General features: G+C 71.7%; 21 protein-coding genes. 6 read left to right on the top strand and 15 right to left on the bottom strand.

The genetic code is table 11. The features are described 5' to 3' along the window. Positions 1 to 38: 38 nt before the first annotated feature. The gene (locus tag QK442_RS23105) at positions 39 to 2306 is read right to left on the bottom strand and encodes a hypothetical protein (protein ID WP_282695941.1); all 2268 of its coding nucleotides are present in this window, start codon (positions 2304 to 2306) and stop codon (positions 39 to 41) included. Between the two features lie 356 nt (positions 2307 to 2662). Here QK442_RS23105 and QK442_RS23100 point away from each other — a divergent pair, with 356 nt between their 5' ends. Continuing rightward, the gene (locus QK442_RS23100) at positions 2663 to 3550 is read left to right on the top strand and encodes an AfsR/SARP family transcriptional regulator (RefSeq protein ID WP_282695940.1); all 888 of its coding nucleotides are present in this window, start codon (positions 2663 to 2665) and stop codon (positions 3548 to 3550) included. A 47-nt stretch (positions 3551 to 3597) separates the two neighbouring features. Here the strand turns inward: QK442_RS23100 and QK442_RS23095 are convergent, their stop codons facing one another. From QK442_RS23095 to QK442_RS23035, 13 genes are all read right to left on the bottom strand, one after another. After that, on the bottom strand, positions 3598 to 4131 hold the full coding sequence (locus QK442_RS23095; RefSeq protein WP_282695939.1) for a flavin reductase family protein: 534 nt from the start codon (positions 4129 to 4131) through the stop codon (positions 3598 to 3600). 1 nt (position 4132) lies between these two features. Continuing rightward, positions 4133 to 6268 carry a tetratricopeptide repeat protein gene (locus QK442_RS23090; RefSeq protein WP_282695938.1) on the bottom strand — a complete coding sequence of 712 codons (2136 nt, stop codon included), beginning with the start codon at positions 6266 to 6268 and terminating at the stop codon, positions 4133 to 4135. 60 nt (positions 6269 to 6328) lie between these two features. After that, on the bottom strand, positions 6329 to 7591 hold the full coding sequence (locus QK442_RS23085) for a hypothetical protein (RefSeq protein ID WP_282695937.1): 1263 nt from the start codon (positions 7589 to 7591) through the stop codon (positions 6329 to 6331). 341 nt (positions 7592 to 7932) lie between these two features. After that, on the bottom strand, positions 7933 to 8295 hold the full coding sequence (locus QK442_RS23080; protein ID WP_282695936.1) for a DUF1304 domain-containing protein: 363 nt from the start codon (positions 8293 to 8295) through the stop codon (positions 7933 to 7935). 126 nt (positions 8296 to 8421) lie between these two features. Next, positions 8422 to 9903, bottom strand: a complete 1482-nt coding sequence (locus tag QK442_RS23075; protein WP_282695935.1) for a non-reducing end alpha-L-arabinofuranosidase family hydrolase — start codon at positions 9901 to 9903, stop codon at positions 8422 to 8424. Then, on the bottom strand, positions 9903 to 10646 hold the full coding sequence (locus tag QK442_RS23070; RefSeq protein WP_282695976.1) for a cupin domain-containing protein: 744 nt from the start codon (positions 10644 to 10646) through the stop codon (positions 9903 to 9905). The genes QK442_RS23075 and QK442_RS23070 overlap by 1 nt, the downstream gene beginning before the upstream one ends. Continuing rightward, on the bottom strand, positions 10643 to 11503 hold the full coding sequence (locus tag QK442_RS23065) for a PmoA family protein (RefSeq protein ID WP_282695934.1): 861 nt from the start codon (positions 11501 to 11503) through the stop codon (positions 10643 to 10645). Before QK442_RS23065 ends, QK442_RS23070 begins: the two co-directional genes overlap by 4 nt. Then, positions 11500 to 12546, bottom strand: coding sequence for a Gfo/Idh/MocA family oxidoreductase (locus tag QK442_RS23060; protein ID WP_282695933.1), 1047 nt, complete (start codon positions 12544 to 12546; stop codon positions 11500 to 11502). Before QK442_RS23060 ends, QK442_RS23065 begins: the two co-directional genes overlap by 4 nt. Further along, a complete protein-coding gene (locus QK442_RS23055) occupies positions 12543 to 13583 on the bottom strand; it encodes an endo-1,4-beta-xylanase (protein WP_282695932.1) in 1041 nt (346 codons plus the stop codon). The genes QK442_RS23060 and QK442_RS23055 overlap by 4 nt, the downstream gene beginning before the upstream one ends. Before the next feature lie 26 nt (positions 13584 to 13609). Beyond that, a complete protein-coding gene (locus tag QK442_RS23050) occupies positions 13610 to 14974 on the bottom strand; it encodes a glycoside hydrolase (protein ID WP_282695931.1) in 1365 nt (454 codons plus the stop codon). A gap of 69 nt (positions 14975 to 15043) precedes the next feature. After that, positions 15044 to 15874 (bottom strand): carbohydrate ABC transporter permease, encoded by an 831-nt coding sequence (locus QK442_RS23045; RefSeq protein ID WP_282695930.1) that lies wholly within the window; start codon positions 15872 to 15874, stop codon positions 15044 to 15046. Further along, entirely contained in the window at positions 15871 to 16812 is a 942-nt protein-coding gene (locus QK442_RS23040; RefSeq protein ID WP_282695975.1) for a sugar ABC transporter permease, read from the bottom strand. The genes QK442_RS23045 and QK442_RS23040 overlap by 4 nt, the downstream gene beginning before the upstream one ends. Positions 16813 to 16876: 64 nt before the next feature. Beyond that, positions 16877 to 18160 carry an extracellular solute-binding protein gene (locus tag QK442_RS23035; protein ID WP_282695929.1) on the bottom strand — a complete coding sequence of 428 codons (1284 nt, stop codon included), beginning with the start codon at positions 18158 to 18160 and terminating at the stop codon, positions 16877 to 16879. 232 nt (positions 18161 to 18392) lie between these two features. On the opposite strand from QK442_RS23035, the gene QK442_RS23030 reads away from it, so the two are divergent. The 4 genes from QK442_RS23030 to QK442_RS23015 all read left to right on the top strand — a co-directional run bounded on the left by QK442_RS23030 (position 18393) and on the right by QK442_RS23015 (position 23272). Then, positions 18393 to 19406: a LacI family DNA-binding transcriptional regulator gene (locus QK442_RS23030; protein ID WP_282695928.1), complete on the top strand. Its 1014-nt coding sequence runs from the start codon at positions 18393 to 18395 to the stop codon at positions 19404 to 19406. Positions 19407 to 19743: 337 nt separating this feature from the next. After that, positions 19744 to 21186, top strand: a complete 1443-nt coding sequence (locus QK442_RS23025; RefSeq protein WP_282695927.1) for an endo-1,4-beta-xylanase — start codon at positions 19744 to 19746, stop codon at positions 21184 to 21186. Between the two features lie 210 nt (positions 21187 to 21396). Then, positions 21397 to 22479 (top strand): DMT family transporter, encoded by a 1083-nt coding sequence (locus tag QK442_RS23020; protein ID WP_282695926.1) that lies wholly within the window; start codon positions 21397 to 21399, stop codon positions 22477 to 22479. Position 22480: 1 nt separating this feature from the next. Then, the gene (locus QK442_RS23015) at positions 22481 to 23272 is read left to right on the top strand and encodes a hypothetical protein (RefSeq protein WP_282695925.1); all 792 of its coding nucleotides are present in this window, start codon (positions 22481 to 22483) and stop codon (positions 23270 to 23272) included. A 134-nt stretch (positions 23273 to 23406) separates the two neighbouring features. Here the strand turns inward: QK442_RS23015 and QK442_RS23010 are convergent, their stop codons facing one another. Next, on the bottom strand, positions 23407 to 24408 hold the full coding sequence (locus QK442_RS23010; RefSeq protein ID WP_282695924.1) for a nitronate monooxygenase: 1002 nt from the start codon (positions 24406 to 24408) through the stop codon (positions 23407 to 23409). Between the two features lie 205 nt (positions 24409 to 24613). On the opposite strand from QK442_RS23010, the gene QK442_RS23005 reads away from it, so the two are divergent. Beyond that, positions 24614 to 25435, top strand: coding sequence for an alpha/beta hydrolase (locus tag QK442_RS23005; protein WP_282695923.1), 822 nt, complete (start codon positions 24614 to 24616; stop codon positions 25433 to 25435). The last annotated feature ends 615 nt before the right edge of the window (positions 25436 to 26050 follow it).

The raw sequence follows: 26050 nt of genomic DNA, 5'->3' as shown, positions 1-26050 counted from the left end.
GGACGGTGGAGGGAGGGACAAGGGCCGTGGGCGTGGGGTCAGCGGCCGCGGGTGTGCTCGGTGACGAACGTGTAGCCGTAGGGCAGTTCCCAGCCGTCCGCCTTGCCGAGGAGGCGGCAGTGGTCGCGGAAGGCCGCTCGCTGCGCCTCGCTGGGCGAGCAGCCCGGCCGAAGGCGCCGCAGGTGACCGGAGACGAACTGGAGGGCGAGCAGCCCCGCGCCGTCCGCTTCCGCGCCGCCCCACGGGCGTATCACCCGTCGTCGTAGGGGGCGGTAGCCGATGAGCGGGATGGTCGGCTGTGCCTCGCGCGCCGGGTAGTGGGGTCGGCCCCAGGCGTCCCGGCTGCCCAGGGCCGGTTCCAGGCGTCCTTCCGCGAGCAGTTCCGCCACCGCCGACTCCAGAGCGACGGTCTGGGACCGTGCCGGCCGGCCTCCGTAGACCGCGTTCGGCAGGACCGAGCGGTCCAGCAGGGCATGCCCGTCCAGGGTGAGCAGCCCGCAGCGGCGTACGGTGCGCATCACCAGCTGCCGGGGGCCGAGCCCGGCCGCGCTGTCGCCATGGCGGTCGCTGCCCGGAGCGTCCTCCCGGGTGAGCACGCGGGGGTCGTAACCGTGCTCGATCACCCGTTCGTCGATCCGTACCGGCTCCGTCAGCGGGGTCGTGGCCGCGCGGATCACCGTTCCGCCGCGGGGCAGGCGCAGCTCGAGGATCAGGCCGGGGAAGAAGTCCCGGGGCCAGCGGATTCCCGTCAACCGGCCCGGCTCGCCCTCGAGTTCGGCCTTGACGTCCTGGGTCGTCCCGCGCTCGTCCGGGGTCCGGCCGCCGTGGTGGAGTTCGAGGCGCAGTGCGGGGCGTGGGCCGTGGGAGCGGCGGAGTCCGCGGGCGGCGGACGGGTGCAGGGGGAACCAGCCGTCGATGAGATGGGCGAGCCGCAGGGGCGACCGCCAGACGGTCTCCTTCGCGTCGTCCCGCAGGAGTTCGCCGGGACCGAGGGTGGCGTCGTCGGCGAGAGGGAGATCGACCGGGTCCGCTTCCGTTTCCGGCTCGGGCGGCGCGGGGAGTGTCGAAGCCCAGCCGCGTCCTGCCGGCGCCAGGGGGCCACCGGGCGCCGCGGCATCGGCGGGATGGCGGGAGCGCCAGATGCCCCCGCTCTCGAAAGCGTCGTCGAGCGTGATCCGGGAGCCGTTCTCGAACAGGCCCTGGTCGCTGTCGCCTCGTACGACGTCGGCGAGTGTCACGTTCGCCCGGACGACCGCTGCCGCGTAGCCCGTTCCTCCGAGCAGTTCCGTCGCGCCGGGGAACTGGCGGAGCCGCGGTCCGACCGCCGTGTACACCGCGGCGGGGGCGGTGAGGCGATGGCGCCGCCTTGCCGGGGTGGCCGCGTGTTCCACCGCTGCCGCGAGGGACCTGAGATCGTCGCCGCCCAGCGGTCCGGTGTCGCCCCAGCACTCCGTGAGGGAGGCCCGGGTCACGGCGTAGTGCCCCCAGGTGCGTAAGGCGGCGCTGGAGCGGAGGACCCCCCGCACCGTGTCGAGCAGACCGAGCAGGCCCGCCCGCAGATCGTCGTCACGCGTGCTGCCCACGAGGTCGGCGAGGGAGACGGGGACGAAGGGACTGAGCAGCTGCTCCCGCGCCGTGGTCAGGAGGTGATCCGCGTAGGCCGTCAGGTCGTCGCGCCGGGCCGCTTCCGGGGACGGATAGCGGACGTCGACGACGACGTGCCCGTCCTCGTTGATCCAGCGCCGGCGCGTGCGTAAGCGGTGGAGTTTGGCCGGTGACAGGCTCAGGGCCGGTCCGAAGGCGTGGAGATCCGGGACCAGGAGCTCCCTTCGGCAGGGGGTCGCGTCGCTCCCCGGCCTGCCCGGTCCCTCGGCGCCCGCGGGCGCCCCGGAAACCCAGGCCGGTACGTTCCCGAGGGCTCCCACCTCCGGGTGCGCGCCCTCCCGGTAGACGATCTCCGCGTAGAGCGGATCCGATCCCGTGGCGACGCACACCATGGCACCGACGGGGAGCGGGGGCGCGTACTCCCCGAGGGTGATCACGGGGAAGTCGTCGAGGCTCAGCGGGCTGCCGCCGTAGCCGTCGCCCCCGAGGTCGTACCCGAAGTACGCGGCGTTGAAGGCGACGGCGGTGTGCACCGGTGCCCGGCGGGCGGCGGCCACCGCCTCGAGATAGCGCAGCAGCAGAGCTCGTTCCCCGGCGGGTGCGGCGTCATGGCCTTTCGTCATGGCGGGGGTCAGCAGGGCCTGGTCGCCGTACGGATCGGGCACCCCCGTTCGCCGGTGGTCGCCGACCGTTGCTGACACTTGTGGGTCCCCGCCCATGACACCTCCGCCGCACGGCAGGCCACCCCGGCCCGCCTGCGGTTACGCACGCAGACTACGCCGGAGCGTGGGGCTCCTGGGGCGCTTTCCCCACTTTGCGATCGCGGACGGCCCCCTGTGCGGAGGAGACGGGGACCGCGCCGTCCGGGACCTCCGCGACCCAGGATGGCTCGATTCGAGCCTTGCCGGTCCAGGGCGGATCCCCTCACATTGGGCACGGTTCACGCACATCCTGCGCACAACTGACGGTGACGGGGGAGTCGACAGCGGTGGCGTTACAGCGCGTGAAAAGCACGGTGGCGGGCGGTGCTGAGGGCGGTTCGGGATGGCGTCCCGGCATGCCCCCGGAATCCTGGGGGCCGGCGGGCGCAGGGGCGGCGCGGCATGGGCCGCGCTATCTGGTCCTGGGGCCGCTGGAGCTGCGGCTCGGAGGGCGGCCGTGTACGCCGACGGCGCTCAAGTCCCGTGCGTTGCTGGCCCTGTTGTTACTGCGCGCCAACCAGCAGTCCTCCGCGGACGCCCTGATCGAGGACCTGTGGAACGGCCGGCCGCCCCGTTCGGCGTCGGCGGCGCTCCAGATGTACGTGTCGGGCCTGCGCCGGGTTCTGGATCCCGGTCACAGCCGCGACGGCCGTGACGCCCGCCACCATCCGCTGCTGCCGACGGTGGGGGCTGGTTATCTGCTGCGCGTGGGGCCAGGGGAACTCGATCTGGACGAGTTCCGCGAGCAGGCGGCCCTGGGCCGCAGCCGGCTGGCCGCCGGCGACTGCCGGGCCGCCGACCACGCCTTCCGGCGCGCCCTGGCGCTCTCGCGCGGTACGCCGCTGGGCGATCTGACCCACGCGGACCTGCCCGGTTTCTACGGCGACCGGCTCGCCGATGAGCAGCTGGCGGTGGTGCAGGACCGGATCGGCGCGGACATCTGCCAGGGTCGCGCCCGGGAGGTCACCGGCGAACTCCGGGAGCTGTGCGCCCGCTATCCCCTGCGGGAGGCCTTCCACGAGCAGCTGATGCTGGCGCTGGCCGCCACCGGCCGGCAGACCGAGGCCCTCGAGGTGTACGCCGAGGCCCGGCGGGTGGTGGTGGCGGCCGGTGGCATCGAACCGGGGGCCGCCCTCCGGGCGGCACAGCAGGCGGTGTTGCGGGTACGGCCTCCGCTCAACGCCGGGCACGAGCACTGCCGGCCGGCACCGAACGGCGTGCAGGAACGTTTTCCCTCGCGCTGACGCGGGCCTCACCGGCGTAGACCTCGCCGACGCGGGCCTTCCCGTGCTCAGCGCAGCCGCCAGTCCAGACGGCGCCGGTAGTAGACCAGGGGCTGCCCCTCCCCCGGTACGCAGGAGGACACCTCGCCCACCAGCGCCGTGTGGTCGCCGTGCGGGAAGGCCGCGGCGACCCGGCAGCGCAGGTAGCCGTCCGCGCCGAGCAGCCGGGGCACCTCGCCGTCCCACTCCCACAGGACGTCCGCGAACTTGTCGTCCGCGCCGCCCGCGAACACCCGGGCCAGCGTCTCGCCGTCCGCGCCCAGCAGGTGGAGCCCGAAGGCCGTGCCCGGCCCGGCGCTCAGCTCCCGGCCGGTCCGGGAGCCGTCGGCGACGGCCATCAGGACGGACGGGGGCCGCACGCTGTAGGAGCACAGCGAGGACACCAGCATGCCGGTGGGGCGGCCGTCCGCCCGCCGCGCGGTCGCCACCGCCACGCCGGACACCAGCCGGGACATGGCCTCGGTGAACCGCTCGGCGAGCACGCCCTCGGCGGGCTCTCCGGCCGGCGGCTGTCCGTCGGCCAGAGCGGTGCCCTCCGTCACCCTACGCACGGGCCTGCCCGGCGGCGCGCAGGCAGTCGTCCAGGCGGCTGCGGGCGTCGGGGTCGCCGGTGGCGGCCAGGACCGCCTCGAAGTCCGCGGCTGCCTCGCCGTAGCGGCCGGCCGCCTCGTGGACGACACCGCGGTTGAAGCGGAAGTCCGCGCGGTCCGCGAGGCCCACGGCCCGGTCGAAGTCGGCCACGGACAGGTCCAGGTCGCCGTCCAGGTACGCCAGTTCGGCGCGTACCGCCCAGGCCTCGGCGAGTCCGGGGTCGTTGCGCAGCGCGGCCTCCAGCGCCTCCCGGGCGGCGGGGACGTCCCCCTCCTCCGCGAGGAGCCGTCCGCGCAGCGACAGCAGGTGCGGGTGGTCCGGGTGCTGGGCGAGACCGCCGGTGACGCTCTCCAGCGCCGCCGCGGTGTCGCCGAGGTCGGCCAGGAGACCGGCCCGGCCGAGCGAGGCCTCCGGATGGCCGGGTTCGAGTTCCAGCGTGCGGTCGAAGTCCGCCAGGGCACCCTCGGTGTCCCCCAGTTCCAGCCGGGCGTCGCCCCGGTTGTAGTACGCCTCGGGGAACGGCGGCTCCAGGCGCAGCGCCCTGGTGTACTCGGCGATCGCCTCCTCCGCGCGGCCCAGCTTGCGCAGGATGGTGCCCCGGTTGAAGTGGTGGTCGGAGAAGCCGGCGTCCGCCTCCAGGATCTCGGCGTAGTCCTCCAGGGCTTCCGCCAGCCGCCCGCTCATCGCGTTCACCTGGGCCCGGTTGTAGCGCAGCCCGGTCCGGTGCCAGCTGCGCCTGCCGAGGCCCAGTTCCCGGTCCAGCCGCTCGATCCCCTCGTCGAGGAGCCGCAGCGCCTCGTCCGGCCGCCCGGCCCGGACCTCGACCAGCGCCAGGCCGTTGCGGTTGAACACCGAGAAGAAGGCCCGCTCGTCGGGGTCCGGCAGCAGGTCGGCGATGCCGATGGCCTGGTTGACCCAGGCGCGTGCCAGGCCCTCGTCGCGCCGCTCCGGCGGGTAGTGGCGGGCGTAGAGCATCCCGGTCTCGTAGGCGAGCTTCATGTGGTGGGTCGCGCTCTGGGTGTGGGTACGGGCCTCGTGCTGGAGGGCCGCCGACTCGTCCGGCCGGCCGCCCGCCGCCAGGCAGGCGCTGGCCTCGCGGATGAAGTACCACCAGGCGTCGGGGTGCTCCTCGACGGTCAGGAAGGCCCTCGCGGCCTCGCTGAGCTCGGCCGAGATGTGGTAGAAGCCCAGGTACTTGCAGTGGTCGAGGGCCCGGCGCGCCGCCGCCACTCCGGCACCGACGGGGTCCGTGCCCCGCAGCAGGTGGTACGGCAGGGCCCCCAGGCGCCACGAGGTCTCGCCGGCCTCGACCCGCCCGGCCAGCTCCCCGGCCCTCCGTTCGTGCAGGGCGGCCCGTTCGGAGGGCGTGAGCGCCGCGTAGGCGGCGGCCGGGCCCGGCTCGTCGCCGACGCAGTCGCCGTCCACGAAGCGGCGGGCCGCGCGCCGTACCGCCGCCGGGTCCCCGGCCACGGCCGACGGCCCGGCGTCCGGCTCCGGCTCCGGCGGGCCGGTGACCAGGTTCGCGTACGTCGTCAGCGCCTCCGGCAGCGAGATCGAGACCTCGCCCGGCGGCTCCCGCAGCGGCTCCCGGCCCGAGCAGGCCACGATCGTCAGCAGCTCCGGCGGTATCCGGCGCAGCGCCACGGCCAGGAACTCCTGGTCGGTGACGTCGGCGTGCTCGACGTTCGTCACGATCAGGGTGCGGGGCGCGTCCGTCGCATCGGGCAGCGCCGCGAGGAGGAACTCCACGAGCCCGTGCGCCACCCGCAGCGAGTGCAGCCGCGCCGGGTACCGGCTGATCTCGCCGGCCGAGGACTGTTCTTCGAGGCCCCGGACCAGCGGGGGCACCAGGGGCGTCAACTCCGGGGTGCTCTGCTGCAGTTCGATGTAGTGCCGGTCCGCGAGCCCGGGCCTGGCCCGCAGGACCTCCGGCGCGAACGCGCGCAGCAGCGTCCCGGCGGCGGTGTACGGACCGCGCAGCCGGCGGTGCGCGTCCACGGCGAGCGACGGACCGGGCAGGCCGAGGGCGTCCCGCAGCCGCTCGCGTCGGCGGGGGTGCGGGGCGGAGATCCAGTGGTGACCGCTCACGTTTCTGCCTTTCACTGAGGGCCTTCGGAGGTGGGCGGGGGCGCGTGGCGGGCGCCGGCGTCAGGCGATGACGTGCCGGGTCCGGTCGCGGCGCCTGCGGAGCCGGTCGCGGGCGCCGAGCCAGAGGGCGATGCCGATCTGGAGGAAGGTCAGCAGCAGGAAGACCGTGCCGTCCGCGAGCATGACCCAGTCCGGCCGGTCCGCCGTGAAGCGGCCGAGGGCGGCGCCGATCATGTCGTAGAAGACCGGCCCCAGGCCGAGCAGGAAGGTGCTCAGGCTGAGCGTGTAGCCGACCGGGATGAGCCAGGAGTACCAGCGTGCCGCCCGCCGGTCCGCCGGGTGCCACGCGGACTCGTCGAGGAGCCGGTCCGGGCGCCGCAGCAGCCGGTTGCACCGGTTGCGGAGCATCCGGGTGGCCGTGGTGTGCAGGTCCACGCAGCCGAGGGCCGTGCTGATCAGCACGTAGACGTCGGTGCGCAGGTAGAAGAAGAACTGCCACAGCACCCGGATCACCGCGGCGAAGGCCACCGCCAGGCAGACCCGGGCGGCCGGTCCTCCGGCGCCGGGCCCGCCGGTGAGGTCCGCCGCGATGATCAGCACACCGATCAGGACCACGTCGACGAGCATCCCCGCCAGGATCGGCAGATAGCGTCTGCGGCGCTCCACCACGACCAGGCCGTCCAGCGAGGTCTCGACCACGAGGAAGTAGAAGCGGTACGACATCCGGGTGCGCGACCCGATGCCGAGGCGGCGGCCGGCCAGCGCGTGGTAGATCTCGTGGATCGCGATGAGCGGTGCGGCGGCGACCGTCATCACCACCATGATCAGGGAGTAGTACTCGCTGAACACCATGGCCCGGGGGGTGGGCAGCAGTTCGGGGCTGCGTACCACCAGCACCGTCGCCCAGGCCACCACGGCGCCGTAGCAGAGCCACGCCACCGGCGAGAACAGCGCCCGCCCCAGTCGCTGCCAGCGCACCGGCGGGGCGCCGTCCTGGGCGGGGCCGGTCCCGGGGGCCACGAAGTCCAGTTCGTACAGCGCCTCGACGACGTCGGCGACGTCGATGGGTTCGCCGTACTCGGCCGCGTACCAGTCGGCGGCCTGCCGCGGTGTGGCGCCCTCCTGGAGGCGGCGCACCAGCGCGGCGCCGTCCGGCGGGAAGATGGCGAAGGAGTCGGTGTCCGGGCGGCCGATCGTGACCTCGCCGTCCTCCTCCAGATGGACGAGGCGGTGGAGCACCAGCGGGCTGTCGAGGTCGCGCGCCGCGGCGACGTCCGGGGCGTCCGGCGGCGCGGTGCCCTCACGTAGTTCCTGATCCGCCATCCCGGCTCCTTCGTCGGCGTGGTCCGGCGCCGCGCACGCGCGGCGCCCGTCCACCGCCCGGGTTCCGGTGGCGGGCCGCGGCCCGCCACCGGAACCCGGAACGGCACTTCACGTGCGCTGGACTCAGTTGGCGACCGGGTACGTCGAGCAGGCCGAGGAGGTCAGGCGGACCGGACCGGCCTTGCGGATCTGGATCTTCTTCATCTTGTTCTTCTGCGCCTTGTTCTTCTGCATGGCGGTTCCTCTCTCTGGTGACGGCTGGTGGCACATGGCCTGTCGGCCACCGGAGATTCTTCTGCGCCGCGCCAAAGCCGCCCCAGAGTCCCGCCAAAGCCCGTCGCTCAGTGGGCGGCCAGCACCAGTGCCAGACCGATCAGCGCCGGGACGGTCTGGACGAAGAGGATCTTCCGGCTGGCCGTGGCGGCACCGTACGCACCGGCCACGGCCACGCACACCAGGAAGAACACCTTCGCCTGGAAGCCCACCGGGTCGGACGCCACCGCGCCCCACACGAGGCCGGCGGCGAGGAAGCCGTTGTACAGGCCCTGATTGGCCGCGAGCGCCTTCGTCTCGGCGGCGAACTCGGCGCTGGTCCCGAACGCGGCCCGGGCCCGGGGACCGGTCCACAGGAACATCTCCAGGACCAGGATGTAGACGTGGAGCGCGGCGATGAGCAGCACCACGACGGTTGCGATGATCGACATGTCCACCAGGTTCACATACGGAAGCCGCGCTCCGCTCGCTCCCGGTACCCGGCCGTGGCGGGCCCGGCCGTACACCGGGCCCGCCACGCCGGCTCCCTGTCGGAGCCGGACCTCCGTGTCACACCGTCAGCGCTGCAGGGTCAGCAGGCCGGGGCGGTAGGGGAGGAGGCCGTAGTCGACGCCGTCGGAGCCGGGGCTGCGTCCCTGGTAGAGAAGCTGCAGGTTGCAGGGGTCGACGGTCATGGTCTGATCGGCGCTGGTGCGCAGCAGTTCACCGTGGCTGATGTCGTTGGTCCAGGTGGCGCCGCTGTTGGCCCTGCCGGCGAAGGGGTTGGACTCGGTCGCGGCCTGGGGCGTCCACGTGCCGTTCAGGCTGGTGGCCGTGAACGAGCGGAAGAAGCGGTGCTCGTTCACCCCCCGGGCCTCGACGATCATGAGGTACTTGTTCTGGCCCTGGAGCTTGTAGACCTGCGGGGCCTCGAACAGGTTCTTCACCGTGTCGCTCATGATCGTCGTGTACGAGGAGCCGAAGCTGCCGGGGAAGTTTCCGATCGGCATGCTCGCCCGGTAGATCTTGCCGTTGTCACCGGCGAAGAACAGGTACATGTTCGACTCGTCGGCGATCAGGGCGTGGTCGATGGGACCGGTTCCGGACTGGTCGAGCTTGCCGGTGAACAGCACCTGCTCCGACGACCAGCCGTTCGGGTTCGTGGGATCGCTCGACGTCCGGTACGAGAACGAGGAACCGCCCCACTGGTAGGCGAGCACCCAGACGCTCTTCGGCGCGAAGTAGAAGAGCGAGGGCGCGACGGCGGTGAACGGCAGCGCGTTCTGGCCGGCCGCGGCCATCTCCTGCCAGTTCGTGAACGGGGTGAAGTTCATCCCGCCCCACGCCTTCCCCGTCCCGGCGCTCCCATGGGTCGTCGCGTAGACGACCTGCTTGCCGTTGTGGGGAGCGACGGTGAAGTCCTTGAGCGAGGCCCATCCCGTCTTGGGCTGCGCCAGCGCGCCCGTCGACGACCAGCGGTACGTCGAGGGAAGCTCGCACGTGCCCGGGTTGCCGGAGCCGACCCTGACGATCCGCCACTGCTGGTTGGCGCCGCCCCAGTCGTCGTACTGGACGATGTTCGCGCCGTCGGCGGTGGAACCGCCCTGCACTTCGAGGGCCTTGCCGCTGTGGCGCGCGATGAGCCTCACGTGGCCGTCCGGGCTGTCGGCGAGCCGCCACTGCTGGTTGGTGGCGTTGGCGTCGGTCCACTGGACTATCGCGGTGCCGTTCGCGGTGGACCGGCCCTGGACGTCGAGGACCTTGCCCGAGTGGCGGGACTTGACGCGGAACCAGCCGTCGCCGGAGTCGACGAACTGCCACTGCTGCTGGTTCTGGTCGTTCCTGGTCCACTGGGTGATGCGGGCGCCGTCGCCGGTCGCCAGGTTGTAGACGTCCAGGGCCTTGCCGCTGTTGCGGTTGACCAGGACGTACCAGGCGTTGGTGTCGACGGTCGCCGCGCCGGCCGGCTGGGCGCCGAAGAAGGTGGCCAGGAGCAGCAGGGGCGAGAGGACGGCGAGGAGCCGTTTCAGGGAGATCGGTGAGCGAGGTCGGGACGGCATCAGAAGTGCTCCTTCGGGGTGTGGGGGTGCGATGGACCCGAGGGACCGCGGGGCGGTCGCGTCGGGGGGTCGGGGACGGCGTACGGGTGCAGGCGGCCGCACATGCCGAAGCTTCGGCGCTCCGGGCGTTCCAGCCGTGACACGGCGCCCTGGTCGAGGTGGGAGAGGTCTCCGGCCTTCAGCGCCTCCAGTTGGCGGCCGGTCGCGAGGGCCGCCGCCAGCGGGCCGTCGCGCCAGCGGATCCGCCAGGCGTCGAGGAGATCGCGCTTCAGGCGGCGGGCCGCGGCGTGGAACTCCCGCAGCCCGCCTTCGCGCAAGGCCAGGAACCCTTCGAGGGCCAGGTCGCGGCGGCGGCGCGCCGCCGCGGCGTGGTCGCCGGTCAGGGTGGCCGCCCTGCGGTACGCGTGGGCATCGGCGAGGACGGGGGCGGGGAAGGTGAAGACGGCGTCGCCCGCCTCGGGGAGTCCGCTGTTCTGCATGAGCACCAGGAGGCGCAGACCGCCGGCGTTGACGAGGCGGTGGATCGTGCCGGGGGTGAACCGGACGACGTCGCCGGGGTGCAGCGGGGTGTCGGCGAAGCCGCTGGTGGTGAGGGTCTGGACGCTGCCCGCGCCGCCGATGACGACGTACGCCTCCGAGCAGACGAGGTGCATGTGGGGCGTGCCCCCGCACAGGCCGTCGGCGGCCTCCCAGTCGTACACGGTCAGCTCGGAGATCCCCACGCCGCCGGGGAGCGGGGTCACCACGGGTGCTCCGCGACGTGCCGGGACAGGCGCGCGGGGGTCCACGCGCCGTCGGCCACGACGATCCGGTGGCGGCGCGACAGGGTGTCGCCGGGGGCCAGCTGCAGTTCCTCGTCGAAGGCCAGGGACGGGTTGACGGCGGGGAAGGGATCGCTGCGGACGAACCAGCGGCAGGGGGTTTCCGGGTCGTCCAGGAACAGGAGGGTGGAGGAGCGGTCGACCTCGTCGTGGGTGCCGACGAAGGCCAGCCAGTCGCCCTTCTCGCCCATCGCGGGGCCGATCACCTGCCCGCCGGTGAAGTCGCGCGGGCCGCGCCAGAACAGGCCGGAGTATCCGGCGAGTTCCCTTCCCTGCGTGCCCGGGCTGCCGAACACCAGGGTGGTGTCGTGGACGTTGGTGAGTGCGGTGGTGACCTCCAGGGTCCAGGAGTCGGCCTCGACGTCGCGTGCGGTCAGCGTGCGGCGCTCGTCGATCCAGTGGTCCCCCGCCTGCGTGTGCCAGGCCAGGTCCTCGGTGATGACGGCGCGGTCGTGGCCCGTCTCGGCGGACACGGTGAGGCTGCGCATGGTGCCGAGGTTCGGCAGGTCGACGTACCCCTGCCCGCGCAGGTAGGTGCCACCGCCCCAGAAGTTCTGCCCCGACACCCACGAGGCCGTCATCTGGACGCCCTTGTGCCAGCGGTGGTCGTGCGGGCGGTATCCGGTGACCACGTTCCCGGCGAGCGTGCGCACCGGGTGGAGGTAGGGCTTCGGCGCCTCGAAGGGGTCCATGACCGGCCGGTGCACGTAGCGGAAGAGGTCGACTCCGCGGGTCCGGACGGTCGACGAGTCCTCGTTCCGGGTGAGTTCGAAGGTCATCGGAACACCTCCGGGCGTCCCCCGTGCAGCGATCCGTAGAACGGGTCGGCCGTGTCGATCTCGCCGCGCCGGACCGGCCGGCCGGTGATCGCGGCCTTGTACAGGGCGGTGACCAGTTCCATGGTCGACCGGCCGAGGTCGGGCCGGATCCCCGCCTCGTAGCCGTCCAGGAAGGCCGCGAGCTGGACGGTGTGCGAGCTGGGCCGGTCGTCGGGCGGCTCCCACGTCGCGCGGGGGGACCTGGCGGTGAACGTCCAGTCCGTGTGGGAGTAGCCGTACAGGTGCCGCAGTTCGACGGTGGCGTCGGTGAGGTCGAAGCGCAGGTAGCTCTCCTCGCGGGGGGAGAGGACGCTGTTGACGACCGTCGCGATGGCGCCGTTCTCGAACCGGACCAGGGCCGTGGACACGTCCTCGGTCTGGATGTCGCGTTCGAGGCGGCCGGCCATCGCGCGTACCTCGGCCCACGGGCCGAGCACCTGGAGCATCAGGTCCATCTGGTGGATGCCGTGGCCGAGCGTCGGGCCGCCGCCCTCGCTCCGCCAGGTGCCGCGCCAGGGCACGTCGTAGTAGGCCTCGTCGCGGTACCACGCCGTGACGCACTGCGCGACCAGCGGGCGGCCCAGCGTCCCGGCCTCGATCCGGTCGCGCAGGTACCGGGCGCCGGGGCCGTACCGGTGCTGGAACACCGCGCCCGCGGCGGCGGGCCCCTCGGCGGCGCGGATCCGGTCGAGCTCGGCCAGCGACAGCGCCACCGGCTTCTCGCACCACACCCACGCCCCCGACTCCAGGCAGGCCACGGCCTGTTCGGCGTGCAGGAACGGCGGCGTGCACAGGTGCACGAGGTCAGGACGCTGCTCGTCGAGCATCGTGGACAGGTCGGTGTAGACCGCGGGGATTCCGTGTTCGGCCGCGAACGCCTCGGCGCGTACGGCGTCCACGTCGACGGCCGCCACGATCTCGGCCCGGTGCGCCTGGGCCCGGAGGGCGGGGACGTGGCAGATGCCGGCGATCCCGCCCGTTCCGACGATCGCCGTCCTGATCATCCGCCCAGTACCTTCCTGATGGCGTGGTAGGCGGGCTTGGGCATCAGGTTCTCGTCGTAGGGCAGGGCGGCGCCCTCGCCGGGGAAGACGGAGGGGATCCACGAGTACTTGTCCGTGTAGTCCCAGATGGTGACGCCGACGCATCTCTTGACCTCCAGGCAGGCCTTGACGTAGTCGGCGTACCAGGTGGCCTGGGTGGCGAGTTTCTCCGGGGTCGCGGGGAGGTTCATCCGGATGTCGAGTTCGGTGACCGCGACCTCGACGCCGAGGTCGGCGAAGCGCTGCATGTTCTGCCGGACGTCGGTGGGGAAGCCGTACTGGAGCGCCAGATGGCCCTGGATGCCGAAGCCCTCCACCGGGACGCCGTCGGCCTTCAGCTGCTTGATGAGGGTGTAGTAGGCGTCGCTCTTGGGACCGATGCCGTCGACGTTGTAGTCGTTGAGGTACAGCTTGGCGTGCGGGTCGATCTCGTGGGCCCAGCGCAGGGCGTCGGCGATGTAGCCGGGGCCGAGCGTCTTGTAGAAGAGGGTCTCGCGGTAGGTGCCGTCCTCGTCGAACGCCTCGTTGACGACGTCCCAGTGGATGACCTGGCCCTTGTAGTGCCGGACCACGGTCTGGATGTGGTTCTTGAGGACGGCGCGCAGTTCGTCGGCGGTCCAGGTGCGCTCGGTGAGCCAGTCGGGGAGCTGGTTGTGCCAGATGAGGGTGTGGCCGCGGACCTTCTGGTGGTGGGCCTTGGCGAAGGCCACGACCTCGTCGGCTTCGGTGAAGTCGAAGACGCCGCGCTCGGGTTCGGTGGCGTACCACTTCATGGCGTTGCCGGGGGTGGTCTGCCCGAACTCGCTGCCGAGGAGCTTGAGATAGGCGACGTCGGTGAACTCGGGGTTGTCGGTGGCGGATCCGAAGTACTTGTGGTGCTTCTTGGCCAGTTCGCCGAGCGTCTTCGGGCGGGGTTCGGCGGTGGCGGGCGCGGCGGCGAGGCCGGCCGTCAGGCAGACGACGGCGGACAGGGCGATGAGATGCCGGGACGTGGGCATGGAGGACTCCTCGGGGGATGGGCGGTTCAGTCGAGGACGATCGTGGTCAGCGCGCGCGGGGCGAGCTTCGCCGTGAGGCTGGTGCCGTGCGTGGAGACGATGTCGGCCGGGGCGATCGAGCGGGTCTCGTCGGTGACGTAGCCCTCGGGGTGCCGGTCGTGTCCGCCGCGCAGGGAGAAGGTGGTGGAGCGTTCGGTGGTCGCGGTGTTGAGGATCTCGATGACGCGGCTGCCGTCGGTGTTGCGGAAGGCCGTGATCTGGAGTGCCGGGTCGGTGTTCGTGACCGGTACGCGGACGGCGTCGGGGCGGATGAACCGGCTGAAGGCGGCCAGTGCCCAGTACCGCTTGGAGACGCGGTAGTCGTCACCGGGGTTGGCGAGCCGGACGAGTCCCCGGGTCGTGCCGAGGGAGGCGCCGACCCAGTAGACGTAGGCGTTGGCGTTGCCGACGGTGAGGGTGTTCTGGATGTCGGCCGCGACGGTGAGGCCGTCGTAGCCGCTGCCGTCGTCCCATTTCTCGTTCCAGGTGGTGCCGTCCGGCGACCATTCCGACATCCACACGCGTTTGTCGGTGGGCTGCGGGACGGTGGTCGGGCCGCTGTAGCGGTGGCCGGTGATGGTCCGTACGGCCTTGTCGGCCTCGGGGTCCGCCTCGATGGCCTCGGTGAAGGCGATCTGCCGGTCCCAGCCGGCGGCGTCGCAGCAGACCAGCTCGGTCTTCAGACCGGATGCGCGGACGGTCGGCCCGAGCACCTTGAGGAAGTCGACGGCCTGTTGCGGGGTGAACCGCATGGAGGCGTAGGTCGCCGTCCAGTCGGGTTCGTTGGTGAAGCCCAGGTCGGTGATCCCGATGCCTTCGCGCTGGTAGAACTTCGCGTACTGGACGAGGTAGTTCGCGTAGGCCTGGCGCCAGGCGGGCAGCAGTTCGCCGCCGTCGTTCTCGTTGTTGTTGGTCTTCATGAAGGCCGGGGCGCTCCAGGCGTCGGCGAAGAACCGTTCGACGCCGTACTTCTTGGCCTCCTTGGCGAGCCAGACCTGGCCGCCGTCCCAGCCGTCCCAGACGTACGCCGGTGTGGCGTCGGGGCCGCCGGGGTCGGCCGGCAGGATCGTGGGCATGTGGTCGTAGACCGTGTCGGTCGACGATCCGATGCCCAGGCGCAGGATCGAGAGGCCCGCGCCCTTGTCCTTGCTGAACAGCAGGTCGAGCACCTCGCGCCGCTTGGCCGGGCCGAGGCCGCGTGCGCCGTGCAGCAGGTCGGCCCGCTGGAAGGCCATCGAGAAGCCGAATCCGTCGATGGGCTGGAGCTCGGAACGGAAGTCGATGACGGGTCGGGCGGGGGCGGCGGCGGGTCGCGCGGGGTCGGCCGCGGCCTGTGATGTTAGCGCTAACATTATGACGGCTGTCAGGGCGGTCAGACGTTTCACGAGGTCTCCTCGGGAGGTGGGGTCGAGCGGGACGGGTCAGCCCTTGGTGGCGCCCGCGGTGAGGCCGCCGATCAGCTGGCGCTCGGCGACGGCGTAGAAGGCGAGGGCGGGGACCATGGCGAGCACGATGTAGGCGAGGACGAGAGCGTAGTCGGTCGAGTACTGGCCCTGGAACTGCTGGACGCCGACGGGGATCGTCTGCCACTTCGGGTCGTTGAACACAAGGAGCGGCAGGAAGAAGTTGTTCCAGCTCGCGACGATCGCGAGGACCGAGACCGTGCCGAGCGCCGGCCGCGCCATCGGCAGCAGGATCTTCCAGAAGAAGCGGAACTTGCCGCAGCCGTCCATGACGGCCGCCTCCTCGATCTCCGCCGGGATGGTCCGGAAGAAGCCGCGCAGGATGATGATCGTCATGGGGAGTCCGAAGGCGGCCTGCGGGAGGATCACTCCGAGCGGGTTGTCGAGCAGGCCGAAGGTGCGCAGCAGCAGGAAGAGCGGCAGGACGGCCACCGCGAACGGGAACATCAGCCCGATCGTGAACAGCGTGTAGAACAACTCCCTGCCGCGGAAGGCGTAGCGGGCCAGGACGAACGCCGCCATCGCGGAGGCCGCCACCGTGCAGAGCGTCGTGCCGATCGCGATGCCCGCGCTGTTGGCGATCTGCCGCCAGAACATCCCGTCGCCGAGGATGCCGGTGTAGTTGCCGGTCTTCCACTGCCCGGGCAGCCCGAACGGATTGCTCGTCAGCTCGCCGGTGCTCTTGAACCCGGAGATCACCGCGTAGATCAGCGGTACGACGACGAACGCGGCGATCAGCCAGACCACGGCGTGCAGCGACAGACCGCGTGCCGCCTTGCGGGCGTTCATCGGCCGCCTCCCGTGGTGACGGCCCCGCTCAGGTCACGGCGGAGCACATAGCGCTGGTAGAAGAGGGAGAAGACCAGACTGATCATGAAGAGCACCACGCTGATCGCACTGGCGTAGCCGACCTGGTAGCGCTTGAACCCGAACTGGAACATCGAGATCGCCATCGTCTCGGAGGAGTGGTTGGGCCCGCCCGCGGTCATGACCCAGACCAGGTCGAAGAGCTGGATGGCCCCGATGACCGAGAGGAAGACGCTGATCCGGATCGTCGGGCCGAGCAGCGGCAGCGTCACGTACCGGAAGCGCTGCCAGGCGCCGGCGCCGTCGATGGAGGCGGCGTCGAGGACCTCGCGCGGGATGCCCTGCAGCCCGGCGAGGAAGAGCATCATGTGGAAGCCGAAGTACTTCCAGGTCATGACCACGAACAGGGTCGGCATGACCGTCGAGGGATCGGCGAGCCACCTGCCCTGCAGCCCCTCCAGGCCGAGGGCGCCGGCGAGGTGGTCGGCCATGCCGTCGCCGGGAAGGAAGATCATGGTGAAGAGGACCGCCGTGACCACCTCGGACAGGATGTACGGGGCGAAGAACAGCATCCGGTAGACGGCCCGGCCGCGCAGCCTCTGGTTGAGCAGGACCGCGGTGAACAGCGCGAACGGCAGCTGCACCGTGACCGACAGGACGATCAGGTACAGCCCGCGTCCCATGTCGCCGAGGAAGACCTGATCGGCGAAGAGCCTGGTGTAGTTCGCGAGGCCGACGAAGTCGTCCATGGGGCCGATCCCGCCCCACTTGAAGAAGCCGGTGTAGACGGCGACGGCGATCGGGGCGAGGACGAAGACGAGGAAGAGGACCAGGGCCGGGACGAGGAACCAGACGACCGACACCCAGCTCCCCCACCCGCGCAGGAGCGAGCGGGCCGGGGCGGGCGGGCGCACCGGCACGGCGTCCTCCGTCCGCTTCTCGGCCGGGCCCCCTGCCGGGTCCTGGGTCAGGGTGGACACGGGGCTAGGCACCCTTCGCAGCCTCGGTGATCGAGGCGGTGACCTGCTCGGGCGTCTTCTTGCCCGCGATGAGGTCGGCGACGCTGTCGTTGACCTCCTGGCCGACCGCCGGCGGATACGCCTGGTCGAGGAAGAGCTGGAAGCCCGTCGCCTTGGCCAGGCTGTCGGCCACCACCTTCTTGTTGGCGTCGGTGAGCTGGCTCTCCGCGCCCTTGACCACCGGCAGGTAGCCGTTGGAGGCCAGCAGCTTGGACTCGTTCTCCAGGACGAAGAACTTCAGGAAGTCCAGCGCCTCCTTCGGGGCGCCCTTGCGGAGCGCGAAGCCGCCGCCACCGCCGAACACCTCGGTGACCTGGCCGACACCGCCGTCGACGGTCGGGAAGGGGAAGAAGCCCAGGTCCGCTCCGAGATCGGCGCCCGCGTCCTTCTGCACCGACGGCCCCCACTGGCCCATGAGTTCCATGGCGGCCTTGCCGTTGCCCATGGTCGCGGCCTGCCCGCCGGGGGTGGCGTAGCCGGCGCCCAGGAAGCCCTCCTGGAACGGCTGGAGGTCGACCAGTTCCTTGAGGTGGGCGCCCGCCTGGACGAAGCCGGCACCGGTGAAGTCCTTGGTGGTGTCGGCCTGTTGAAGGGCGGGGAGTCCGGCGACGCGCATCGCGAGGTAGGCCCAGTAGTAGTGGCCCGGCCACTTCTCCTTGCCGGCGAGGGCGATCGGCGTGACGCCCGCCGCCTTGAGCTTCCTGACGTCTTCGAGGAGTTCGGCCCAGGTGGCCGGCGGAGAGGCGATCCCGGCCTTGGCGAAGAGCTTCTTGTTGTACCAGAAGCCGACCATGCCGATGTCGTAGGGCACCCCGTAGGTCCGGCCACCGGACTGATAGGCCTGCAGCGAGACGGGGGTGAGGTCGGACGCCCAGTCGAGCGCGTCGGTGAGGTCCTCGACGAGCCCCGCCTCGACCTGCTGCTGGAGCACGCCGCCGCCCCAGGTCTGGAAGACGTCGGGAAGTCTGCCCGAAGCGGTGGTGGCGGTCAGCTTGGACTTGAACGCCTCGTTCTCCAGCGAGGTCGTCCTGATCGTGATGTCCGGGTGGGCGGCCGTGAACGCCGAGGAGATCTGCGGGAAGAGGGACTTGCCCGGTTCCGTCGTGGCGATGTTCCACCACTCCAGGGTCGTCCTGCCGTCGGCCGCCGGTCCGCCGCCGGAGCCGCAGGCCGCGGTCATCGAGACGGACAGTGCGGCCAGGCCCGAGAGCGCCAGGAAGCGTCGTCGGCTCGGGAGGGTGCTGGTCATGGGACCTCCGGGGTGGTCATGCCGGTTATGCGCCCGAAAACATTTCGAAATACTCTCGAATTCTGTGCCGCCATAAGCTAGGAACACCAGGCCCCCCGGTCAAGGGTTTTCGCTGATTTACCTCGGATCAGCGCCTGTTGACGGTCTTGACAGGCAGGTCAGGGCGCCCGGAAACTCTCCGAAAGTTTGCGATACCTGTCGCCGACCAAGACGTGCGCCCGGAGGAGGGAAGTTGAGCGAGCAGCGTCCGACCCTGGCCGTCATCGCCGCGGCGGCAGGGGTCTCCCAGGCCACCGTCTCCAAGGTGATCAACGGCCGTTCCGATGTCGCACCCGCGACCCGCGAACGGATCGAGGGCCTGCTGCGCTCTCACCGCTACCTCCCACCTGGCCGGCAGGGCAGAGCCCGCCGATCGGGCCTCGTCGACCTGATCATCGGCGGCCTGGACAGCGCGTGGGCGGTGGAGATACTGCGCGGCGTCGAGGCCGAGTGCGCCCGGCGAAGCGTCGGCACCGCCGTGTCGCTCGTCCCGCCGGGCGAGGCCACGCCGTCCAGCTGGGCCGCGCTGCCGGCCCTGCACCACAGCGCCGGCATCATCCTCGTCACCGCCTCGGTCACCCGCGCCCAGCGCGCCCAGGTCGAACGGGCCGGGGTGGCGCTGGTCGTCATCGACCCCGTCGACCTGCCCGGCAACGGCGTGCCGAGCGTCGGGGCGACCAACTGGGCGGGCGGCCTCGCCGCCACCGAGCACCTGCTGGAGCTGGGACACCGCCGGATCGCCACGATCGGCGGACGCAAGGAGATGCTCTGCAGCCAGGCCCGCATCGACGGGTACAGGACCGCCCTGGACCGGGCCGGGATCGAGGTCGACCGCGACCTGATCCGGTTCGGCGACTTCCAGCACGAGGGCGGCTTCCGCCGCGCCCGGGAACTGCTCACCCTCCCCGAGCCGCCGACCGCCGTCTTCGCCGGCAGCGACCAGCAGGCGATGGGCGTCTACGAAGCCGCCCGACAGTGCGGGCTGAGCATTCCACGGGACCTCAGCGTGGTCGGTTTCGACGACCTGCCGATGTGCGAATGGCTGTCACCGCCGCTGACGACGGTGCGCCAGCCACTGGAGGAGATGGGCCGGGTCGCCGCCCGCACCCTGTTCCAGGTCATGGAGGACCAGCCCCTGGTCACGCCGCGGATGGAGCTCTCGACCGAACTCAAGGTCCGCCTCTCCACCGCCCCGCCCCACGGTTAGGAGCACCCTCGACCGGGCCGCGGCCGTGCGCGCCACCGAAAGACTTTCGGTAGGTACAGAGCAATGGACAGGACATCTCTGGACCTCGCAGAGGGAAGAAATCTCGAAAGCTTTCGAAACTCTTGACATGTTTCTTCGAGGTTTCCACACTGAGTCCCGAGCCGGTGACGCCCCTCTGCCCGAGTACCGGGCGCCGGACTCCGGCATCGATTCACCACGCCCCATGGTCTGCTCCATTCGCCCATGAATACGGGCGTAGCCGACGTGGATTCACTCTGCCGTGTTCACGTCCTTCCGCGCTCACACCCTTCCGCGATTTCCGCCCTGGAGGTTCGCCATGCGCTCAAACGCCGGTCCCCCGTCCACCGTCCGCAGAAAAATCGGCGGCCTGTGTGCGGCGCTCATCGTCGGCGTCCTCGGTTCGGCCACCGCCCTGGCGGTGCCGCAGACCTCTCACGCCGCCGAGAGCACGCTCGGCCGTGCGGCGGCACAGAGCGGCCGCTACTTCGGCACCGCCATCGCCTCGGGCAGGCTGGGCGACTCGGCGTACACGACGATCGCCGCCCGCGAGTTCAACTCGGTGACGGCCGAGAACGAGATGAAGATCGACGCCACCGAACCCCAGCAGGGCCGGTTCGACTTCACCGCCGGAGACCGCGTCTACAACTGGGCGGTGCAGAACGGCAAGCAGGTACGCGGCCACACCCTGGCCTGGCACTCCCAGCAGCCCGGCTGGATGCAGAACCTCAGCGGCAGCGCCCTGCGCCAGGCGATGATCAACCACATCAACGGCGTGATGACCCACTACAAGGGCAAGATCGTCCAGTGGGACGTCGTGAACGAGGCTTTCGTCGACGGCAGTTCGGGGGCCCGGCGCGACTCGAACCTGCAGCGCACCGGCAACGACTGGATCGAGGTCGCCTTCCGCACCGCGCGCGCCGCCGACCCGGCCGCCAAGCTCTGCTACAACGACTACAACGTCGAGAACTGGACCTGGGCCAAGACCCAGGCCATGTACAACATGGTCCGGGACTTCAAGCAGCGCGGTGTGCCCATCGACTGCGTCGGCTTCCAGTCGCACTTCAACAGCGACAGCCCGTACCACAGCAACTTCCGCACCACCCTGCAGAGCTTCGCCGCCCTCGGCGTCGACGTGGCCATCACCGAACTCGACATCCAGGGCGCCTCGCCCACGACCTACGCCAACGTGACCAACGACTGCCTGGCCGTCCCGCGCTGCGTCGGCATCACCGTCTGGGGCGTGCGCGACACCGACTCCTGGCGAGCGGAGCAGACACCGCTGCTGTTCAACGGCGACGGCAGCAAGAAGTCCGCCTACACCTCCGTCCTCAACGCGCTCAACGCCGTCTCCCCCACCCCCACGCCGACCCCCTCGCCCGGTTCCGGCCCGATCAAGGGCGTCGCTTCGGGCCGCTGCCTGGACGTACCCGGCGCCAGTACCGCCGACGGCACCCAGCTCCAGCTGTGGGACTGCAACAACCGCACCAACCAGCAGTGGACCCACACCGCCGCGGGCGAGCTCAGGGTCTACGGCGACAAGTGTCTTGACGCCGCCGGCACCGGCAACGGCGCCAAGGTGCAGATCTACAGCTGCTGGGGCGGCGACAACCAGAAGTGGCGCCTCAACTCCGACGGCTCCATCGTCGGCGTCCAGTCCGGCCTCTGCCTTGACGCCGCCGCCAACGGCACCGCCAACGGCACGCTGATCCAGCTCTACTCCTGCTGGGGCGGCGGCAACCAGCGCTGGACCCGCACCTGACACACCGCAGCTCCCCGCCGCACTCCTTCTCGGAGACCTCACCGATGGTCGCCGCCTCGCCCTCGTGGGTGGGGCGGCGGCCCTCGCGATCGGCAAGCCCGTCTGCCGGGGCGGCGGACGGCTCCTTTCCGCCGCGCTACAGCCGCGCCGCATCCGTGTCATCCTCTCTCTCCGCACAGAACCCCGGCCGACGAGAAGAGGATTGCGCCCATGACAGCCATGCCAGTCGGGGCGTACCGCGCCTACGTGGTCGGCCTGCCGACGGCCCTGGTGGCGACGGCCCTGTGGGGGTTCACCTTCCTCGGGCCGGCCGCCGTGGCCCCCGTCAACGTCTACTGGCTGGTCGTGGGCCGGTACGCCGTCTTCGGGCTGGTGTCCCTGGCCGTGCTGCTCGTCAGGCGCGGCGGGCCGCGTGCCCTCGGCACCCGTCGGCTGCTGACGGCCGTCCATCTGGGCGTGGTGGGCTACATCGGCTTCTACCTGCTGCTGGCGATGTCCGCCGAACTGGGGGGCGGGGTCCTGGCGTCGACGATGACCGGGCTGATCCCGCTGATGGTCACCCTGGTCTCGAACCGGCTGGAGAAGGTGCTCGCCTGGCGCCGGCTGGTGATGCCCGTCGTGGCGATCTCCGTCGGTCTGCTGCTCGTCAACGGCGCGGAGCCCGCCGGTCGTACCGCGAGCGGTCGCGACCTCGCGCTGGGCGCGGTCCTGGGGTTCCTCTCCGCCGCCGTGTGGTCGTACTTCGTCATCGTCAACCGCCGGGCTCTTCGGGACGACGGCCGGCCGGCCGTCGACGGCACCACCTGGACCGCCTGCATCGGCGCGGGGGCCTGCCTGGGGTCGCTGTTCCTGCTGCCGCTCGCCGTGACCGGCGGCGGGCCGTCGCCGGTGTCGGACGCCGGGACGCTGTGGCCGTTCCTCGCGTGGTGCGTGGCGCTGGCCGTGCTGGGCTCGTGGTGTGCGACCTGGTTCTGGAACCTGGCCTCCGAGCGGCTGCCCGCCACGGTGATGGGGCCGGTGATCGGCATGGAGGCGGTCTTCGGCGCCGCCTTCAACCTGCTGTGGGAGGGGCGGACCCCGACCTTCCACGAGTTGTGGGGCGGGCTGCTCGTGGTCACGGGGGTGCTGCTGGCCTCGTACCTCTTCAACCGCGCCGGCCTCACCCGGGACAGCGCGCCGCCGCCCCGGACGCACACCGCCGAGCCCGCCGACGCGCCCATCGGCCCCGCGAACCGTGTGGGAGGAGACCGCGAGGAAACGCTACGCTGCCGGTCTTCGGCGAATGGGACATGACATGCGGCGGCAGAGCATACGAAGGGTGGTGTCCGGCGCGGTCCTGGCGGTCCTCGTCGGCTGCGGGTCCCAGACCGCCGGGACCGCCGAGGAGACGGCGGACGCGGCCACGGCCGCCGCCTGGACGCTCGCCGCTCCGATCCGCGTCGACGGTGTCCGCACCGCCGACGGCGGCCGGTCCCTGGTGGTCGGCGCCGAGGTACCCGACGGCGCACCGGACTGCGTGCGCGGCCTGCGCGGTGAGCTCGAGACCGTCGAGCACGGCACGGTGTATGTGAGGGTCACGTACGAGACCCGTTCCCTGGACCGGGAATCCGGCTGCACCGGGACGCGGCGGGTCGAAGCGACAGTGAAGCTGGGCGAACCCCTGGGCTCCCGCAGGGTCATGGTGAACAGCTTCAACGTGTACACCCCCGCCGGTGCCACCCCGCCTGCCCTGCGGAAGTGCGGTGAGAACGGCTGCGACCCCACGCCCCCGCGTTGCGCCTCCTCCTCGTACCGGCAGGCGGTCGACGACACGGACGTCCCCGAGCACACCAGTTGGGAGGAACGCGGCTGCGACGACACGTGGCTGGTGCTGGACCTGTCGACCCGGATGGGGCCGGTGTGCGGTGACACCGGCGACGGCTGCGTCTCCTCGGGCGTCTCCCAGCGCTGGTTCTACCGCGCCGAGGCATCGGGCTGGCAGCCGGTCGCCATGAACGGCGACGCGGGTTGCGCGGGCATCCATGACATCCTGCCGAAGCTGCCCGCGCGCCTCTGTACGTCGCTGCCACGACTCGACCGCGGCTGATCCTCAAAGCACGCGGCCACGCGGCCACTTGGCCATTCGGCCGCGGAAACAGAACCATTCTGCGGGGCAGTTCGCATCCGGCCCGCCCGTAGAGACGGGCATGGTGCACATCGAGACGTCGGCGTCAGCCGTTCCTACCCGGGATCGGCGGGGCCGTTCTTCGCCGGCGCCAGGTCGGCGAGGGCGCGTAGCGCCGCCTCCGCCTCGGTGATCAGCCGGTGGACGATTTCGGCGGCCGGGGCGATGTCGTGGACGAGTCCTGCGGACTGGCCCGTCAGCGGGATCAGTTCGTGCGCCGTGCCGTCGCGCATCGATGTCATCACCTCAGTGCGCAACGCCTCCGCCTGGGCGGCGGCCGCTTCGGGGCGGGCGTTCCCCTCCTCGACGAACCGGGTGCGCAGCGACCGTGGGACGGTCATGAACCCGCCCTCGGTCGGCGGGGGCAGAACGAGCCCGGCGAACATCACTTTGACGGCGTCCTGGCTCGCGGCGGAGACGATGGCCGCCTTCCAGTCGTCGCTGACCTCGCACTCGGCCGAGGCCAGGAACCGGGTGCCGATGTTCACGCCCTGCGCCCCCAGGGCCAGGGCCGCGGCCATGCCCCGGCCGTCGGCGATGCCGCCGGAAGCGAGTACCGGCAGCGGCCGGACGGCGTCGACGACCTGCGGCACCAGCGCCATCGTGCTGACATCGCCGCAGAACCCGCCGGACTCGGTGCCCTGAGCGCTGATCGCGTCGACGCCGGCCTCGGCCGCGCGCACCGCCTGCTCGACCGTCGTCACCTGCTGCAGGAAGACCGCGCCGGCATCGTGGACGCGGGTCACCAGGTCACCCGGCTCGCCGAGCGCGAAGGAGAACACCGGTGGGGCCTCGGCGATCACCGCGTCGAAGACCTCGGGGTCGAACGGCCGCCGCGTCATGTTCAGCGCGAACGGCCGGTCGGTGAGCTCCCGAAACCGACGCACGTCGTCACGGACCTGCGCCGGCGTGCGCAGCGTGGTGGGAACGCTGCCCAACGCACCGGCGTCGCTGACCGCCGCGGCAAGCCGCATGCCCTGCCGCCAGGGCCCTCCGAGCGGCCCTTGCACGATCGGCACTTCGATGCCCAGTACTCCGCACACCGGTGTCCGCAGCATCGTGCCTCCATCCCGCGGGACCCGAGACAGGGATCTTCCTGAGATCAAGCCTAGGTGTGGCGGTTCCCCGCCGCCTGCCGAACTGTACGGGGGACAGCGCACCGGTGCCGGACGATTTGCTCACCGGCGCGGAGGGGGGCCGGACCGCCGACGCGTGCTTCCGTGCACGGGTGCGCGTCCTGGGCCGCCCTCCTACGATACGGATATGCCGGACATGGAGCTGGTGTCACGGCGGCTCGGCAGCGGGCCGCCCCTGGTGGTCGTCCTCCAGCTCGACCGGGACGGCTGGGCGCCCGTCCTGGAGCGTCTCGCCCGCGAGCACGAGGTGGTGGCCGTCGACCTCCCGGGCTTCGGTGACAGCCCCTCGCTCCCGGAAGGGACCATGTCCACCGTCGAGGCGCTGGCCACCGCCGTCGCCGGGTGGCTCCCCGGCGCCGGCCTCGTCCGGCCGCCCGTCGTGGGGAATTCCCTCGGTGGGGCCGTCGCCCTGGAGCTGGCCCGCGGCGGCGCGGTCGGCGGCGCCGTCGCGCTGTCCCCCATCGGGCTGTGGACCCGTTCCGAGGCCGCGTACGCTCTCGGTTCGCTCCGCGTCGCCCACGCGATGGCACGCGCCTGCGCCGAACGCCCCCACTGGATCGCCGCACACCCGATCGGGCGCACCGTCGCCTTCTGGCAGCTCGCCGCCCGGCCCTGGCGGATCCCGGAGGACGCGGCCGCCGGCGCGCTGCGCAACCTGGCCCGCTCGCCCGGCTTCGAGCCGACGCAGCGCGCCGTGCGTGCCTACCGGCTACGGGCCTTCACCCCGGAGGTCCCGGTGCCGGTCACGGTCGGCTGGGGCACACGGGACCTGATGACCCCGCCCCACCAGGCCCTCAGGGCGGCACGCCTGCTTCCGGGCGCCCGGCACGTCGCGCTCAAGGGCTGCGGGCACTCCCCGATGTCCGACGACCCCGAGCAGGTCGCCCGGGTGGTGCTCGACGCCGTCAGCGGCCGCCCCGGCGAGGGGCGGAGGGCTGCCGGGGAGTAGCGGCACAAAGACAACAGAACCGTCCAAGCCCTGCCGCCTCCAAGGCGGCGAACCATGGGGTGGTGCCCACCCGCAGGCGACACCGCGCGCCGCGTCAGCCGTGCGTGGGTGGCCGGACCGGCAGGATCCGAGCGCGCGGCGGGAAGACCCGTACCGAGTGAAGGAGGGGGTCATGCCTTCGGTCGCCGTCAACGGGACAAGCTTCTCCCACGACCTGCGCGGCACCGGCCCGTCGGTGAGGCGGTCGTCGAAGCAGGCATGGCCGCCGGAGGCCCGGCGGCGGCCGTCGAGCACTTCATGCGGTTCGCCTCCGGCGACGCCGGCTGGGAGCAGCTGGAACCAGGGCCGCGCCGGCGGATGCGCTCGCCGCCCGCCTCGGGACCGCGCTGCCGCGGACCCCGGGCACGCACACGCCGCAGCTCGATCACCCCGAGGAACTCGTGCGCACGATCGGGCCGTTCCTTGCCGCCCGGGTTCCTCTTCGGCCACGTCGCCGGGCCGATCCGCACCATGCCGGGTCATCGCTCGCCACCAGGCGTCCACGGGCGGCTTCCTCCTGCGTAGCGTTCCTGCCGGGAGGAGAAGGAGCGCGGCGGCCGGCGGTACGGGAGGGGA

It is taken from the genome of Streptomyces sp. CC208A, assembly GCF_030010625.1.
Taxonomy (GTDB): domain Bacteria; phylum Actinomycetota; class Actinomycetes; order Streptomycetales; family Streptomycetaceae; genus Streptomyces.
The sequence above is the reverse complement of the archived record's forward strand: the minus strand, read 5'-3'. Positions and strand labels throughout refer to the sequence as shown.

What these genes read in the sequence shown, in the direction of transcription:
- QK442_RS23100 (WP_282695940.1), top strand. Translation starts at nt 2,663, where the DNA reads ATGCCCCCGGAATCCTGGGGGCCGGCGGGCGCAGGGGCGGCGCGGCAT.
- QK442_RS23085 (WP_282695937.1), bottom strand. Translation starts at nt 7,591, where the DNA reads ATGGCGGATCAGGAACTACGTGAGGGCACCGCGCCGCCGGACGCCCCG.
- QK442_RS23080 (WP_282695936.1), bottom strand. Translation starts at nt 8,295, where the DNA reads ATGTCGATCATCGCAACCGTCGTGGTGCTGCTCATCGCCGCGCTCCAC.
- QK442_RS23075 (WP_282695935.1), bottom strand. Translation starts at nt 9,903, where the DNA reads ATGCCGTCCCGACCTCGCTCACCGATCTCCCTGAAACGGCTCCTCGCC.
- QK442_RS23065 (WP_282695934.1), bottom strand. Translation starts at nt 11,503, where the DNA reads ATGACCTTCGAACTCACCCGGAACGAGGACTCGTCGACCGTCCGGACC.
- QK442_RS23060 (WP_282695933.1), bottom strand. Translation starts at nt 12,546, where the DNA reads ATGATCAGGACGGCGATCGTCGGAACGGGCGGGATCGCCGGCATCTGC.
- QK442_RS23055 (WP_282695932.1), bottom strand. Translation starts at nt 13,583, where the DNA reads ATGCCCACGTCCCGGCATCTCATCGCCCTGTCCGCCGTCGTCTGCCTG.
- QK442_RS23050 (WP_282695931.1), bottom strand. Translation starts at nt 14,974, where the DNA reads ATGTTAGCGCTAACATCACAGGCCGCGGCCGACCCCGCGCGACCCGCC.
- QK442_RS23045 (WP_282695930.1), bottom strand. Translation starts at nt 15,874, where the DNA reads ATGAACGCCCGCAAGGCGGCACGCGGTCTGTCGCTGCACGCCGTGGTC.
- QK442_RS23035 (WP_282695929.1), bottom strand. Translation starts at nt 18,160, where the DNA reads ATGACCAGCACCCTCCCGAGCCGACGACGCTTCCTGGCGCTCTCGGGC.
- QK442_RS23025 (WP_282695927.1), top strand. Translation starts at nt 19,744, where the DNA reads ATGCGCTCAAACGCCGGTCCCCCGTCCACCGTCCGCAGAAAAATCGGC.
- QK442_RS23020 (WP_282695926.1), top strand. Translation starts at nt 21,397, where the DNA reads ATGACAGCCATGCCAGTCGGGGCGTACCGCGCCTACGTGGTCGGCCTG.
- QK442_RS23015 (WP_282695925.1), top strand. Translation starts at nt 22,481, where the DNA reads ATGCGGCGGCAGAGCATACGAAGGGTGGTGTCCGGCGCGGTCCTGGCG.
- QK442_RS23010 (WP_282695924.1), bottom strand. Translation starts at nt 24,408, where the DNA reads ATGCTGCGGACACCGGTGTGCGGAGTACTGGGCATCGAAGTGCCGATC.
- QK442_RS23005 (WP_282695923.1), top strand. Translation starts at nt 24,614, where the DNA reads ATGCCGGACATGGAGCTGGTGTCACGGCGGCTCGGCAGCGGGCCGCCC.